The 13,827-nt window shown below is 44.1% G+C and carries 13 protein-coding genes; 4 read left to right on the top strand and 9 right to left on the bottom strand.

All coding sequences use genetic code 11. The features are described 5' to 3' along the window. Positions 1 to 71 precede the first annotated feature (71 nt). The 5 genes from VTAP4600_RS07760 to VTAP4600_RS07740 all read right to left on the bottom strand — a co-directional run bounded on the left by VTAP4600_RS07760 (position 72) and on the right by VTAP4600_RS07740 (position 5,383). Complete coding sequence (locus VTAP4600_RS07760) at positions 72 to 1,214, bottom strand: ribosomal protein uL16 3-hydroxylase (RefSeq protein ID WP_102522273.1); 1,143 nt, start codon at positions 1,212 to 1,214, stop codon at positions 72 to 74. Positions 1,215 to 1,348: 134 nt separating this feature from the next. Next, entirely contained in the window at positions 1,349 to 2,719 is a 1,371-nt protein-coding gene (gene purB, locus VTAP4600_RS07755; protein ID WP_102522272.1) for an adenylosuccinate lyase, read from the bottom strand. Positions 2,720 to 2,748: 29 nt separating this feature from the next. Next, the gene (gene hflD, locus VTAP4600_RS07750) at positions 2,749 to 3,366 is read right to left on the bottom strand and encodes a high frequency lysogenization protein HflD (RefSeq protein ID WP_102522271.1); all 618 of its coding nucleotides are present in this window, start codon (positions 3,364 to 3,366) and stop codon (positions 2,749 to 2,751) included. 72 nt (positions 3,367 to 3,438) lie between these two features. After that, a complete protein-coding gene (gene mnmA / locus VTAP4600_RS07745; protein ID WP_102522270.1) occupies positions 3,439 to 4,551 on the bottom strand; it encodes a tRNA 2-thiouridine(34) synthase MnmA in 1,113 nt (370 codons plus the stop codon). Positions 4,552 to 4,699: 148 nt separating this feature from the next. Continuing rightward, positions 4,700 to 5,383: a pseudouridine synthase gene (locus VTAP4600_RS07740; protein WP_102522269.1), complete on the bottom strand. Its 684-nt coding sequence runs from the start codon at positions 5,381 to 5,383 to the stop codon at positions 4,700 to 4,702. Between the two features lie 334 nt (positions 5,384 to 5,717). Between VTAP4600_RS07740 and VTAP4600_RS07735 the strand changes: the two genes are divergently transcribed. After that, complete coding sequence (locus VTAP4600_RS07735) at positions 5,718 to 7,946, top strand: NADP-dependent isocitrate dehydrogenase (protein WP_102522268.1); 2,229 nt, start codon at positions 5,718 to 5,720, stop codon at positions 7,944 to 7,946. A gap of 186 nt (positions 7,947 to 8,132) precedes the next feature. Here the strand turns inward: VTAP4600_RS07735 and cspD are convergent, their stop codons facing one another. Next, entirely contained in the window at positions 8,133 to 8,354 is a 222-nt protein-coding gene (gene cspD / locus VTAP4600_RS07730; RefSeq protein WP_102522267.1) for a cold shock domain-containing protein CspD, read from the bottom strand. Positions 8,355 to 8,781: 427 nt separating this feature from the next. On the opposite strand from cspD, the gene clpS reads away from it, so the two are divergent. Together clpS and clpA are read left to right on the top strand one after the other, a co-directional pair. Continuing rightward, positions 8,782 to 9,102: an ATP-dependent Clp protease adapter ClpS gene (gene clpS / locus VTAP4600_RS07720; protein ID WP_102522265.1), complete on the top strand. Its 321-nt coding sequence runs from the start codon at positions 8,782 to 8,784 to the stop codon at positions 9,100 to 9,102. Positions 9,103 to 9,144: 42 nt separating this feature from the next. Continuing rightward, a complete protein-coding gene (gene clpA / locus VTAP4600_RS07715; RefSeq protein ID WP_102522264.1) occupies positions 9,145 to 11,418 on the top strand; it encodes an ATP-dependent Clp protease ATP-binding subunit ClpA in 2,274 nt (757 codons plus the stop codon). Between the two features lie 149 nt (positions 11,419 to 11,567). Here clpA and infA read toward each other — a convergent pair whose 3' ends face one another. The 3 genes from infA to aat form a co-directional block, all read right to left on the bottom strand. Continuing rightward, a complete protein-coding gene (infA, locus tag VTAP4600_RS07710) occupies positions 11,568 to 11,786 on the bottom strand; it encodes a translation initiation factor IF-1 (RefSeq protein ID WP_001040192.1) in 219 nt (72 codons plus the stop codon). A gap of 84 nt (positions 11,787 to 11,870) precedes the next feature. Next, complete coding sequence (locus VTAP4600_RS07705) at positions 11,871 to 12,572, bottom strand: arginyltransferase (RefSeq protein ID WP_102522263.1); 702 nt, start codon at positions 12,570 to 12,572, stop codon at positions 11,871 to 11,873. Next, entirely contained in the window at positions 12,569 to 13,294 is a 726-nt protein-coding gene (gene aat, locus VTAP4600_RS07700; RefSeq protein ID WP_102522262.1) for a leucyl/phenylalanyl-tRNA--protein transferase, read from the bottom strand. The genes VTAP4600_RS07705 and aat overlap by 4 nt, the downstream gene beginning before the upstream one ends. A gap of 34 nt (positions 13,295 to 13,328) precedes the next feature. Between aat and VTAP4600_RS07695 the strand changes: the two genes are divergently transcribed. Beyond that, positions 13,329 to 13,784: an outer membrane lipoprotein gene (locus tag VTAP4600_RS07695; protein WP_102522261.1), complete on the top strand. Its 456-nt coding sequence runs from the start codon at positions 13,329 to 13,331 to the stop codon at positions 13,782 to 13,784. The last annotated feature ends 43 nt before the right edge of the window (positions 13,785 to 13,827 follow it).

Genomic DNA, 13,827 nt, shown 5'->3' with positions numbered 1-13,827 from the left:
TAGCCAATAGCTATCGCTGAGCCCCCAAAAACAGAATAAACAGGCCCCGTCATTTAGACGAGGCCTTTTTATTATTCGCTGAACCAGTAGCCTTTGTTCACAAGCTCGGTCAATATAGTGATAACACTCGTTATGTCTTCACAAGACAGGATGCTTTCATTGGCAAGCTGTTGGCTATCACACAGCGCATGAATCAATGGCTGTTGTGGCTTAGTGACTTGTATGACTTCACCGTTAATGTACGCGGTGTTTAAATCGTGCTGGTGGTAGTAGGCTCTTAGTCCAGATACACGTTCAAATACGCCACCGTGTTCAAGGTGGTTTTGAATTTCTTCACTCGTCCATTCATCTTCTGGCGCGACCACATCAAGCTGGTGGCGAGATTGACTGAGCAGGCAACCCATAAATTTATCGACAAAAGATTGGTCTTCAAGGGCTTTGTTCAACATGCCTTTGAGGTGGTCTAAATCATTGGTTTGGATCAAACCGGTGTTTTGTTGAGGCTGTTGCTCTGGGTTATGCAGGTGCACATCGCCAATATCATGAGCTAAAACAAAATCGGCAAAGTTACTGATAAGCTCTTGTTCCTTTGGTGAACGGTAGCCTACGGAATAACTCATTGATGCTTCTAGTGCATAACCATCATGAGGGAAACCTGGTGGAATGTATAAGATGTCACCTGGTTCTAAAACATCATCTATGATGGCGTCAAAACCTTCAATTTGACGAAGTACAGAGTGGCGGCAAGTTTCTACGTATTGACCTTCATCTTTCGCACCAACGCGCCAGTGCCTTTTACCTTGTCCTTGAATGATAAACACATCGTATTGGTCGATATGAGGACCAACGCCGCCGCCAGCAACAGAGTAACTGATCATCAGATCATCAAATAGCCAATTTGGCAGTGCGCTAAACGGTTTTACAAGCTGAGCGGCTTCAGTGTGCCAGTGATTGGCGGCTTGAACGATAAAAGACCAGTTAGTCTCGCCAAGCTCTGTGAATTTTTCTTCTTTAAAAGGACCATGTTCGGCTTGCCATTCACCCTCTAAGTTCGAAACGAAACGAGAGTCAATTTCTTCTTCCATGGTTAAGCCGGCGAGTTCGTCTGGACTCATAGGGTCTTCGAAGTTGGCGAAACCAGCTTTGATGATAGTGGGTTTTTTCTGCCAAAATTCAGAGAGGAATTGTTCTAAAGAAAAGGAAAGCTGATACATAAATAGTCTTCATAGCGAATTATGCGCGCATTGTACCAGCTTATTTCGGCGACCAATAAAAAAAAGAGCCACCTTTCGGTGGCTCTCATTACTCGATTAAGAAAAGGGTTTTCCCTTATTCTTTAAGCTTGCGCTTACAGCTTATCAGTTAGCTCAATTGCTTGGCCGATGTAATTCGCTGGCGTCATTTCTTTCAAACGTACTTTTTCAGCTTCTGGAAGCTCAAGACCGTCGATGAAGTTACGCATAGCTTCGCCATCAATTCGCTTACCACGAGTCAGCTCTTTTAGCTTCTCGTATGGTTTCTCGATACCGTAACGACGCATGACTGTTTGTACTGGCTCTGCCAAGACTTCCCAGTTTTTGTCTAGTTCTGCTAGTAGCGCTTCACGGTTTACTTCTAGTTTGCTAATACCTTTCAGGGTAGAAGTGTAAGCAATCACTGCGTAGCCAACACCAACACCTAGGTTACGAAGAACCGTTGAGTCAGTCAGGTCGCGCTGCCAGCGAGAAACAGGCAGTTTTTGCGCAAGGTGTGAGAACACAGCATTGGCAAGACCAAGGTTACCTTCTGAGTTTTCAAAGTCGATTGGGTTCACTTTATGCGGCATGGTTGAAGAACCGATTTCGCCAGCAATGGTTTTTTGCTTAAAGTGGCCCAATGCAATGTAACCCCAAACGTCACGATCAAAGTCGATTAGAATAGTGTTGAAACGAGCAACAGCATCAAAAAGCTCAGCGATGTAATCGTGAGGTTCGATTTGCGTTGTGTAAGGGTTCCAAGTCACACCAAGAGATTGTGTGATGAACTCTTCAGCAAAGTTGTGCCAGTCAAGTTCTGGGTAAGCAGAAAGGTGAGCGTTGTAGTTACCCACTGCGCCGTTTACTTTCGCTAGGATCTCAACGTTTTCGATTTGCTTGTATTGACGTTCCATACGGTACGCAACGTTCGCCATTTCTTTACCCATCGTAGAGGGAGAAGCTGGTTGACCGTGGGTACGAGAAAGAAGAGGAATATCACGGTATTCTTCTGCTAGCGCGCGTAGAGCGTTAATGATGTTGCGGATCTCAGGAAGAATAATCGTCTCACGCGCTTCTTTAAGCATAAGAGCGTGTGATGTGTTGTTGATGTCTTCTGAAGTACATGCAAAGTGAATGAACTCATTCACAGCGTGCAGCTCAGGAACACCCGCTACTTTTTCTTTTAGGAAGTATTCAACCGCTTTAACGTCATGGTTAGTTGTGCGCTCGATCTCTTTGATACGTGCAGCATCTTCTTCGCTAAAGTTAGCAGCCAGTTCGTCTAGGAATTTATTTGCTTCGGCGCTAAAAGCAGGCACTTCTGCAATGGCATTTGTCGCTGCAAGCTTCTGTAGCCAACGGACTTCAACGATAGTACGGTACTTAAGGAGGCCATACTCACTAAAGATACTGCGTAACGCAATCGTTTTACTTCCGTAGCGGCCATCTACTGGTGAAACAGCCGTCAGTGCTGACAGTTCCATGGTGTTCTCCTGAATTGATTAAATGGGGGTTAAATTCTTGCTAATAATATTTGGGCTTGCTCGATCATTTTCTTGCGGCCAAATATTAAGTGACGTCGCTTACCACCAGTTTGGCGCCAAAGTACTGCGCTACGAATGCCAGAAAGCAGCAGAGCACGAACTTTGTGTTGATTGGAGGTTTGCTGTAATACGGTAGGGGTGCCAGTAACTTGGATTCGTGGGCCAACAGGGCTGATAACATCAAGGTAGATGCTCGCAAGATTACTGATCATGTTTTCGTCGAACAAATCAAAATGTTCAGTTTGGCGTTGTGCCATTTGAATGCGGTCACCCAATTGAGACATAGCGTCACGGCGCGTATCAAGCTTGCGCTCGAGTGCCATTAGGCTAATAAGGTAACGTGTGACTTCACTTCCTGCAGGGGTACTGTCGATGCCTTCAATAAGGCATTCTAGCCCTATTTTTAGGTCAGCTTCAGTGCCAAATACATCAAGAGTGTTAGAAGGATTGGTACTTAGAATAGCGTTAACAGAGGCTTTAAACGCGTCTGAATCACAATGACCGTTCTTTGCAACTTCTTGTACAAGTGCAACAGCTTGGCACATACCGGCAAATGCGATGGTGCGGTCATAAAGTGTATTAGCCACGTAACTACTCCTTAAATTTACTTTTTATTCAATGCACTGCGTTTGCAGTGCATTGATACTGATGTTCAAACGTTAAATGCGTGCTTCGATGATCCCGCCACCAAGGCAAACTTCGCCGCTATAAAATACAGCAGATTGCCCTGGAGTAACAGCAACTTGCGGTTCATCAAAGATGACTTTGATGTTCTCATCATCTACAGGAATGATGGTGCAAGGAATGTCATCTTGGCGATATCTGGTTTTTACCGTGCAGCTAAGTGGTGCTTTTATTGCCGTGCGGTCGACCCAATGCAGTTGAGATGCAAAAAGCCCTTGAGATTTAAGCAATGGGTGTTCGCCACCCTGAACAGCAATTAATACGTTACGCTTAAGATCTTTTTCAGCAACGTACCATGGGTCTTCGTTGCCACCGCCGCCTTTTTGGCCGCCAATGTGCAAACCTTTGCGTTGACCGAGCGTATGGTACATCAAACCTTGGTGTTCGCCGATAACTTTACCTTCGGGAGTTTCAATTTTGCCCGGTTGAGCAGGCAAGTAACGAGAAAGGAAGTCGGTGAATTTACGCTCACCAATAAAGCAAATACCGGTTGAGTCCTTTTTCTTCGCCGTGATTAAGTCTTGTTCTTCAGCGATACGACGAACTTCTGGTTTTTCTAGGTCGCCCACAGGGAATAAGCTACGTGCGACCTGGTCTGAACTTAGGGTGTATAAGAAGTAGCTTTGGTCTTTATTGTTGTCTAATCCACGCAACATTTGAGGCTTTTCGCCTTCAACGGTTGGGAACGTACGACGGACGTAGTGACCCATTGCGATGTAGTCAGCATCAAGCACTTCGTCAGCGAACTCTAAGAACGCCTTGAACTTAATTTCTTTGTTACAAAGAATGTCGGGGTTAGGTGTACGCCCGGCTTTGTATTCCGCTAAAAAGTACTCGAACACGTTGTCCCAGTATTCAGAGGCAAAGTTGATCGTGTGGAGATGAATACCGAGCTTGTCACAAACAGCCTGAGCATCAGCTAAATCTTCTGCTGCTGTGCAGTACTCTTCGTTATCATCTTCTTCCCAGTTCTTCATGAACAGGCCTTCAACTTGATAGCCTTGTTGCAAAAGCAGGTAAGCGGAAACAGAGGAGTCAACACCGCCGGACATTCCGACAATTACTTTCTTTTGGCTGTTATCTGACATGGTTCTCTACCACAAAAATTACTTGGCTGCAGATTCTATCAGAAAGATTTTGTTGGTGACAGTTCCGAGAGCTAAATCACAGTTTATTCTCTGGGTTTTAGCTCTCATTTGAACAAAGTCTAACCATTTTTCTGGGCTTAGTGTCTGGTTAGAGTTTAACGTCTACTTCCTTGTATTCACCTGGTTGTAAATCGTCTAATTGCCATTGGCCCATTGAATGCCTAATTAATCTCAGAGTAGGGAAGCCGATATTAGCGGTCATTCGCCTTACTTGACGATTGCGACCTTCAATGATGGTAATTGCAAGCCAGGTAGTGGGGATTGCGGCGCGAAAGCGAACAGGAGGGGAGCGGTCCCAAAGTGTCGGTTCATCTAATACTTCCACTTTTGCTGGCAGTGTCATGCCATCTTTTAGTTCAACACCTTTACGCAGTTTTTCTAGATCTTCGTCGGTAGGTGCGCCTTCAACTTGTACCCAATAAGTTTTGGGGGATTTTGAGCTAGGTTGGGTGAGCTTGGCTTGTAATATCCCGTCATTTGTTAATATCAACAGACCTTCGCTGTCACGATCAAGGCGACCTGCGGCGTACACATCTTTGACATCAATATAATCTGCTAACGTTTTGCGACCGTCACCGTCGGTGAACTGGCTCAAGGTATCATAAGGTTTGTTAAAGATGAGCACTTTTCGATCCGCTGCGTTGATTCTGGGTTTTGACTCTGTTCTTGGTTTCTTTCTGTGGGTCGATGAATGACCAGGACCTTGTTTAAAACCTGGCTTGCCAGAGCGGTGTGCAGATTTCGGGTTTGCGCCGCGAGAACGGAATGACATGTTAACTACCTTGCAAAAATGTAAATAATCTGTGCGTCAAAGTTTAATTTCCTTTCAGGCTACGCTATCATTTGGCCGCCGAAAATATGGAATCTTGATCACTGTAAATAAGCGAATTAGACGCAATTGTTTAATTATAAGTGAGTTACAAAAGCGCGACACCTTTTAAATAGTATGATAAACAGTTAGGTGTTTGCAAAAATCGTAGTCAGTAATAGAGGATGGGTAAACCACGATCACTCTTTTGTTAGAGCGGTTTCGTACTGGCTAGCGATATAATTATGCAGTCTATTCCTCATCCAGTAGCTGCTGTTAGAATTTATAGGGAAATTTCATGTCAACAAACAAGCCGACAATTATCTACACCATTACTGATGAAGCTCCAGCACTCGCAACGTATTCGTTGCTTCCTATTATTCGTGCTTTCACTGCTTCTTCAGAAATCAATGTAGAAACTCGCGACATTTCATTAGCAGGGCGTATTATTGCGAACTTCCCTGATTATTTAACGGCCGAGCAGCGTATTAATGATGCTTTGGCTGAATTGGGTGAACTTGCGAAAACCCCAGAAGCCAACATCATTAAGTTACCAAATATCTCAGCTTCTATTCCACAGTTGCAAGCAGCAATTAAAGAGCTTCAAGCAAAAGGCTACGCACTTCCTAATTACCCAGAAGAAGCAACGACAGACGAAGAACGCTCTGTTAAGTCAACGTACGATAAAATCAAAGGCAGTGCAGTAAACCCGGTGTTACGAGAAGGTAACTCAGATCGCCGAGCGCCACCTTCTGTTAAAAACTATGCGAAGAAAAACCCACATTCAATGGGTGCATGGCGTTCAGAGTCTCTGTCTCATGTAGCAAGCATGGACGACAAAGACTTCTTTGGTAGCGAAAAGTCTGTCACGATTGATGGCGCAACGAACGCTCGTATTGAGTTCGTCGCTAGCAACGGTGACGTGAGTGTACTAAAAGCGGATCTGGCACTACAAGATAAAGAAATCATCGATGCTTCGGTTCTTAACAAATCGGCATTGGTTTCTTTCTTTGAAGCACAAATCGAAGAAGCAAAACAACAAGATGTATTGCTGTCGCTACACTTAAAAGCCACCATGATGAAAGTCTCTGATCCTGTGATCTTTGGTCATGCGGTTAAGGTGTACTACAAAGACGTATTCGCAAAATACGGTGATGTTTTTGATAAGATCGGTGTTGATGTTAATAACGGTATTGGTGATGTGTACGCAAAAATCACCACACTACCTGAAGCACAACAAGATGAAATTAAGGCAGCACTTGAAGCGGTTTACCAAACTCAGCCACCGTTGGCGATGGTCGACTCTGATCGCGGTATTACGAACTTACACGTACCAAGTGACGTTATTGTTGATGCATCAATGCCTGCAATGCTGCGCTCGTCTGGTCAGATGTGGGGGCCAGATGGCAAGCTGAAAGATACTAAAGCTCTGATCCCAGATCGTTGCTACGCAAGTGTGTATCAAGCCGTTATCGACTTCTGTAAAAAGAATGGTGCATTTGATCCAACAACAATGGGCAGCGTGCCAAATGTTGGCCTGATGGCTCAAAAAGCAGAAGAGTATGGTTCACACGATAAGACTTTCATTTTGGAAGAGGCGGGTGTGATTCGAGTAGTCGATGCTTCTGAAAACGTATTGCTCACGCAAGATGTTGAAGAAGGCGACATCTTCCGTATGTGTCAGGTAAAAGACGCGCCAATTCAAGATTGGGTTAAGCTAGCGGTAACACGTGCACGTGCGACAGGCGTTCCTGCTATTTTCTGGCTAGACGCAAATCGCGCACACGATGCAGAGCTTATTAAGAAAGTAAATGCTTACTTGCCAAACCATGATACTGATGGCCTAGATATACAAATCTTGGCACCGCTAGCCGCGACTGAGTTCTCACTTGTCCGTATCAAAGACGGTCTAGACACCATCTCAGTAACCGGTAACGTTCTGCGTGACTACCTAACCGATTTATTCCCAATCCTAGAGCTCGGCACGTCTGCAAAAATGCTTTCAGTTGTCCCGCTGATGAATGGTGGTGGATTATTTGAAACGGGAGCGGGTGGTTCAGCTCCTAAGCACGTTCAGCAGGTTGAAAAAGAAAATCACCTACGTTGGGATTCATTAGGTGAGTTCTTGGCCTTAGCGGCTTCCCTAGAGCACCTGAGCCAGGTATCTGGTAATAAGCGCGCTCAAATTCTTGCTGATGCATTAGATAAAGCCACTGGCCAGTTCCTAGATTTGAATAAATCGCCATCACGCCGTGTTAATGAACTTGATAACCGTGGTAGCCATTTCTACTTGGCGACTTACTGGGCTCAAGCGTTAGCCGATCAAGCACAAGATGGTGAACTATCAGCACAGTTTGCGCCAATTGCGAAACAAATGGCTGACAATGAGCAAGCTATCGTCGCCGAGCTTAACGATGCACAAGGCGTTGTTGGAGACTTAGGCGGTTACTACGCACTAGATGATGCGAAAGTCGCAGCGTTGATGCGTCCTAGCTCTTTGCTGAACGATGTGATTGACCAAGCGTAATTGCTTAAAAATACCAATACTCGAAACCGCCTACTTTGTTAGGCGGTTTTTTTATGTAAGTTGCCAATGGTTGAGAGCACGTAAGGTCAAAGAGGTCGTGAATGGTTTTCATCAAGACTAAAACGACGAAACCCGCTAAATGCGGGTTTCAAGTGCTCATACAAATTTTGGACTTAACAAAGCCTATTATTTTGCAGGTTCGCCTTCGATTGGGACGACGGAACTTGCATGAGAACCTTTTGGCCCCTTTTCTACTTCATAGGCGACGGGTTGGCCTGCTTTTAGCGTGCGATACCCATCCATCTTGATTGTGGAGTAGTGAGCAAAAATGTCGCCGTCTTCTCCTTCTGGACAAATAAACCCAAATCCTTTGGCATTATTGAACCATTTTACTGTACCTGTAGCCATGCTTTACATCCTTCATGCATTCGTTACTAACTGATGTTGTTATGTCGACGCTTACTATTTGTACTGATAGTACGCTCAATAATTGTGATGAACGTCTATTTGAGACGATCTAATTTTTAACGTACCAGCACACAATTTAGTCAATGAGTTTCACTAGTCAATAGTTTTTGTGAATAAAATCTAACAATTTGACAAAGATTTCATTTTTGAGATTAACAATTTTGTAACTAGCGGCATAGTTGACTTGTAGGAGTTCACATAATCTAAGGAGTGATAATTCTATCATTACAATGGGTTTGCAATTCTTTGTGCTAACCCAATAGCAATGTTTTATTTGCAGGGATACAATTGCTGCATTAGTCTTAAATAGAAGGTGTTTTTTGGAAGTGCATTTTACTTTCGCATCTTCGTAACAACCGACGATACCATGAGCAAACATTATGAATGGGTCACTCCAGACTCAGATTTATTGGAGAAAGAAAAAACCGAAATCCGTCCGCCGGCAATGTATAACGTAATTTTGAATAACGATGACTACACACCGATGGATTTTGTAATCGAAATACTTGAACGTTTCTTTTCTATGGATTTGGAAAAAGCAACACAAGTGATGCTCAAAGTACATTACGATGGGAAAGCAATATGCGGCACATTTACCGCCGAAGTTGCTGAGACCAAAGTGGCGCAAGTCACTATGTATTCTAATGAAAACGAACATCCGCTGTTATGTACAATGGAGCAGGCATAGAGCCTGCGTGAGCAACGAAAGTTGTTCTTTTGGGAGGTACTTATGCTAAATAAAGAACTAGAATCGAGCCTAAACAGTGCTTTTGCTCGTGCGAGAGACAAACGTCACGAATTCATGACGGTTGAACATCTTCTTCTCGCCTTACTCGATAACGAAGCAGCCCAGGAAGCACTAAAAGCCTGTCAGGCCGACCTTGATGTATTACGTCAAGAGCTCGACGCGTTCATCGATCAAACCACGCCTCTCATTCCCGAAAATGATGAGACCCGAGAAACTCAACCCACATTGAGCTTTCAACGAGTACTTCAACGCGCAGTTTTTCATGTCCAGTCTTCAGGGCGCAGTGAAGTTACCGGAGCCAATGTCCTTGTCGCAATTTTCAGTGAACAAGAATCTCACGCTGCATACCTTTTGAAAAAGAACGATATCAGTCGTTTAGATATTGTGAATTTTATTTCTCACGGTATTACTAAATCACCACAAGGTGGGGAAGACGCTTCTTCTTCATCGAATATGTTTGGTGAAGAAAGCCCGGCAGAAGAGGCAAACTCAGAAGATCGCTTAGAAAATTTTGCAGTGAACCTCAATAACCTAGCGCGTCAAGGTAACATTGATCCTCTGATCGGCCGCGATAAAGAATTAGAACGTACTGTTCAAGTCTTATGTCGTCGTCGAAAAAACAACCCATTGTTAGTCGGTGAGGCTGGCGTAGGTAAAACAGCCATTGCGGAAGGTCTGGCGTGGCGCATTGTTGAAGGGTTAGTACCGGACGTCATCAAAGACAGCGTTATCTATTCATTGGATATCGGTTCGTTGCTTGCCGGTACTAAGTACCGTGGTGACTTTGAAAAACGTTTTAAAGCGATTTTGAAGCAACTAGAAAAAGAAGATGATGCGATTCTGTTTATTGACGAAATCCACACCATCATCGGTGCAGGTGCAGCTTCTGGTGGGCAAGTCGATGCCGCAAACCTGATCAAGCCGCTACTCAGCAGTGGTAAATTACGTTGTATCGGTTCAACGCCGTATCAAGAATACAGCAACATTTTTGATAAAGAGCGCGCCCTGTCTCGTCGATTCCAAAAAATCGATGTGGTAGAGCCATCGTTAGACGACACAACTAAGATCCTGATGGGGCTGAAGCCTAAGTATGAAGAGCATCACGATGTTCGTTATACCAAGCAAGCAGTACGTGCTGCTGTTGAGCTTTCTGCTAAGTATATTAACGAGCGTCACCTTCCTGATAAGGCGATCGATGTTATTGATGAAGCGGGTGCTCGTAGCCGGTTAACACCAGCCAGTCGTCGAAAGAAAACCGTGGGTGTTTCAGACATCGAAAACATGGTTGCGAAAATGGCGCGTATTCCTGAGAAATCAGTTTCTTCTACCGACAAAGACATTTTGCAGAAACTAGAAGGCAAAATGAAAATGCTAGTATTCGGACAAGATCCAGCCATTGAAGTGCTATCTGAAGCGATCAAACTGAGCCGAGCAGGACTAGGCGCTGACAATAAACCGGTTGGTTCGTTTTTGTTTGCAGGCCCAACAGGGGTAGGTAAAACGGAAGTGACTGTCCAGCTTTCTAAGTTGTTAGGGGTTGAACTGCTACGTTTTGATATGTCTGAATATGGTGAAAGACATTCAGTGAGCCGTTTGATTGGTGCTCCCCCTGGTTATGTGGGATACGACCAAGGTGGTTTGCTGACAGATGCCGTAATCAAACATCCTCACGCGGTGGTGTTGCTTGATGAAATTGAAAAAGCACACCCAGACATCTTTAACCTGCTTCTTCAGGTTATGGATAACGGAACGCTAACGGATAACAATGGGCGTAAAGCGGATTTCCGCAATGTTATCTTGGTCATGACGACCAATGCTGGTGTTGCTGAAACAGAGAAAAAATCCATTGGTCTTATCCAGCAGGATCACAGCTTCGATGCGATGGGTGAAATTAAAAAAGTATTCACTCCAGAGTTCCGTAATCGCTTAGATAACGTGATTTGGTTTAATAGCCTAGATGAAACAGTCATTCATCAAGTTGTTGATAAATTCATTGTTGAGCTACAAGCGCAGCTGGATGCTCGTGGTGTGTCGATGGAAGTATCTCAAGATGCTCGCCATTGGTTGGCAGACAGAGGCTATGACAAGGCCATGGGAGCACGTCCAATGTCTCGTGCTATCCAAGAGAGCTTGAAGAAACCGCTAGCAAATGAACTTTTATTTGGTTCGTTAGTAAAAGGTGGCTCGGTTCGAGTGTCGTTGAAAGACAATGAGCTTGTTTTTCATTACGAAAACGAAGAAGAAGCCATCCATTAGTCGGGTCATTTAGAATAGACTGACTCAAAAAACGTACTGGAAACAGTGCGTTTTTTTTATCCATCAACAAACCTGCAGATAATAAAAAACGGAGCACTAGGCTCCGTTTGGAATTCATATCAATATAAAGCGAAGTGCTCTATTAAAGATTAACGAGCACGGAAGACGATACGGCCTTTCGACAGGTCGTAGGGAGTCATCTCTACAGTAACTTTGTCACCAGTAAGAATTCGGATGTAGTTCTTACGCATTTTTCCAGAAATGTGAGCTGTCACTACGTGACCATTTTCAAGCTCAACACGGAACATAGTGTTCGGTAGAGTGTCAAGGACAGTGCCTTGCATCTCGATTACGTCTTCTTTAGCCATTTAATCCTCTTTAGAAATTAGGCATTATTTTTTAACGGACGAATAGTGCCCTTAAAAATATAAAAAGTAAAGTTGCGGCGTATTCTACCCCCGCCACTGCTTATTTACTAGCTTTTGATGAGGTTGGAAGCGGACTTTGTAATTCATAGCCGCGCAATCGTCGATTTGATAGCCTAAATACAGCCATTGCTTCCCGCTCTGCTTACAATGTGCGATTTGCAGCAGTACACATAGCGTGCCTAAAGAAATCTCGCTATCAGGGTCAAAAAAGGTGTAAAAAGCGGAGGAACAGTCTGACATGACGTCTGTGACGGCAATAGCGAGCAACTTTTGGTCTTGGTAAACGTGTAGATATTTTGTGTTTAGCCACTGGTTTTTTGAAAACTCAGAGAACTCTTTTCGTTTTGCAGGGAACATAGATCCCGAACTATGACGCTGGTTGATATAACGTTCATACAGCTCAAACCAATTTTCATCCATCTCATCTTTCATTTCCCACTCAATATCTCCTGCTTTGGAGATCAAGCGTTTGTGACTTTTAGAGGGACTATAGCCAGCAATATTGACACGGAGAGATTGGCAGGCTTGGCATTCATCGCATTGCGGTTTGTAGATCGTGGCACCACTGCGGCGAAACCCATTCGCCATTAACAGTTCATAGCCTGCGTTAGTATGCAGCTTTTCATCCATAATGACAGCCACGCGCTCTTGTTGATCCTTTAAGTAGCTGCACGGATGATTTTCAGTTAACCCTATTCGAATTAGCGTTTTGTCTTTCTCGTTCACGTCAACTCCTCTGACAGTGGGCTAGGTAGCCATTGAGGCTGATAACATTCCTCAAATACATTTTTACTGCGAAGGACACTAAGTTCTTGTAAGAAATCGCTTCTCATAGACTCTATTGCGCCAAGCGATTCTAGGTGTTCGTTCATCATTTGGCAGTCGATCAACATTCCGGCGTTGCGATTCAAATGCTCACATAGGTGCCAAAGCGCAATTTTGGAGGCATTGGACTTTAGGCTAAACATTGACTCGCCACAGAAAACTTGACCAATTTGAAGGCCATATAGCCCGCCAATGATCTCATCGTCTTGCCATACCTCGATGGAATGGCAGTGACCCAAATCGGCAAGTGCTTGGTAAGCTTGCTGCATTTCCGGAAGGATCCACGTCTCTTCTGCTGGTCTCGTACTGGCGCATAAACCGATTATTTGGTGTGTAACAAGATTAATGCTGACCCGATAATTGGATTTACGGAAAAACTTTTTGAGACTTTTAGACGGTTTGAATGTCTTAGGATCAAATAGTGCGCGTATCTGTGGGCTCCACCATAAAATAGGATCGCCTTCGCTAAACCATGGAAATATACCTTGATTATAGGCCGCCAGTATTCGATTAGGATGAAGATCTCCACCCATAGCCAGTAAACCATCTGGCTCGTTTAATGCTTCGTGGCAAGGAGGGAAGTCCTCAGTGTTCACGCTGAGTTCTGGTAGATATATAGTCATGATTATATTTTGACACTTTTTAGAGGTAAGTATAATGAGAAATTGGGTTTTATTGATGTTACTCGTGCCTTTTTTTGCACAAGCGACATATAGCAGGAATCAGGCGAGACAGGTCAACGAGGTTGTGTACGGTAAAGTAGAATCCGTAAGGTATATTTCTAAAACTGAAATTATCGAATCAAAATCCTCTGGTTGGGACACGTTATTGGGCGCAACGATTGGCGGCTTAGTAGGGAATCAATTTGGTGACGGGCGAGGAAAGGAAGTTGCAACGGTTGTTGGCGCGGTAGCCGGAGCGGGTATCGCTCACAATCGAGCCGAACAACAGTATAGTATTGAATACAAATTGGTCGAAGTGCTGATTAAAACGAATAAGGGAGATTTGGTCGACGTTATTCAAGATGTTGATAGCAACATGTTATTCGTGAAAGGGGATTCGGTACGGATTTTATACTTTGCCGATGGGGTGAGAGTCGATATCGCTTACTGATTACGCTCCCTAGATAGGCTTTAGTAAAAAATGTACTAGCAAA

The organism is Vibrio tapetis subsp. tapetis (assembly GCF_900233005.1).
Taxonomy (GTDB): Bacteria; Pseudomonadota; Gammaproteobacteria; order Enterobacterales; family Vibrionaceae; genus Vibrio; species Vibrio tapetis.
Note: the sequence above shows the minus strand (reverse complement) of the source record. Positions and strands in the feature narration are given on the sequence as shown.

Bases quoted from the DNA above. Each gene is read 5' to 3' on its own strand.
- VTAP4600_RS07735 (WP_102522268.1), top strand. From the start codon at position 5,718: ATGTCAACAAACAAGCCGACAATTATCTACACCATTACTGATGAAGCT.
- VTAP4600_RS07695 (WP_102522261.1), top strand. From the start codon at position 13,329: ATGAGAAATTGGGTTTTATTGATGTTACTCGTGCCTTTTTTTGCACAA.
- VTAP4600_RS07760 (WP_102522273.1), bottom strand. From the start codon at position 1,214: ATGTATCAGCTTTCCTTTTCTTTAGAACAATTCCTCTCTGAATTTTGG.
- cspD (WP_102522267.1), bottom strand. From the start codon at position 8,354: ATGGCTACAGGTACAGTAAAATGGTTCAATAATGCCAAAGGATTTGGG.
- clpS (WP_102522265.1), top strand. From the start codon at position 8,782: ATGAGCAAACATTATGAATGGGTCACTCCAGACTCAGATTTATTGGAG.
- VTAP4600_RS07740 (WP_102522269.1), bottom strand. From the start codon at position 5,383: ATGTCATTCCGTTCTCGCGGCGCAAACCCGAAATCTGCACACCGCTCT.
- purB (WP_102522272.1), bottom strand. From the start codon at position 2,719: ATGGAACTGTCAGCACTGACGGCTGTTTCACCAGTAGATGGCCGCTAC.
- mnmA (WP_102522270.1), bottom strand. From the start codon at position 4,551: ATGTCAGATAACAGCCAAAAGAAAGTAATTGTCGGAATGTCCGGCGGT.
- clpA (WP_102522264.1), top strand. From the start codon at position 9,145: ATGCTAAATAAAGAACTAGAATCGAGCCTAAACAGTGCTTTTGCTCGT.
- aat (WP_102522262.1), bottom strand. From the start codon at position 13,294: ATGACTATATATCTACCAGAACTCAGCGTGAACACTGAGGACTTCCCT.
- infA (WP_001040192.1), bottom strand. From the start codon at position 11,786: ATGGCTAAAGAAGACGTAATCGAGATGCAAGGCACTGTCCTTGACACT.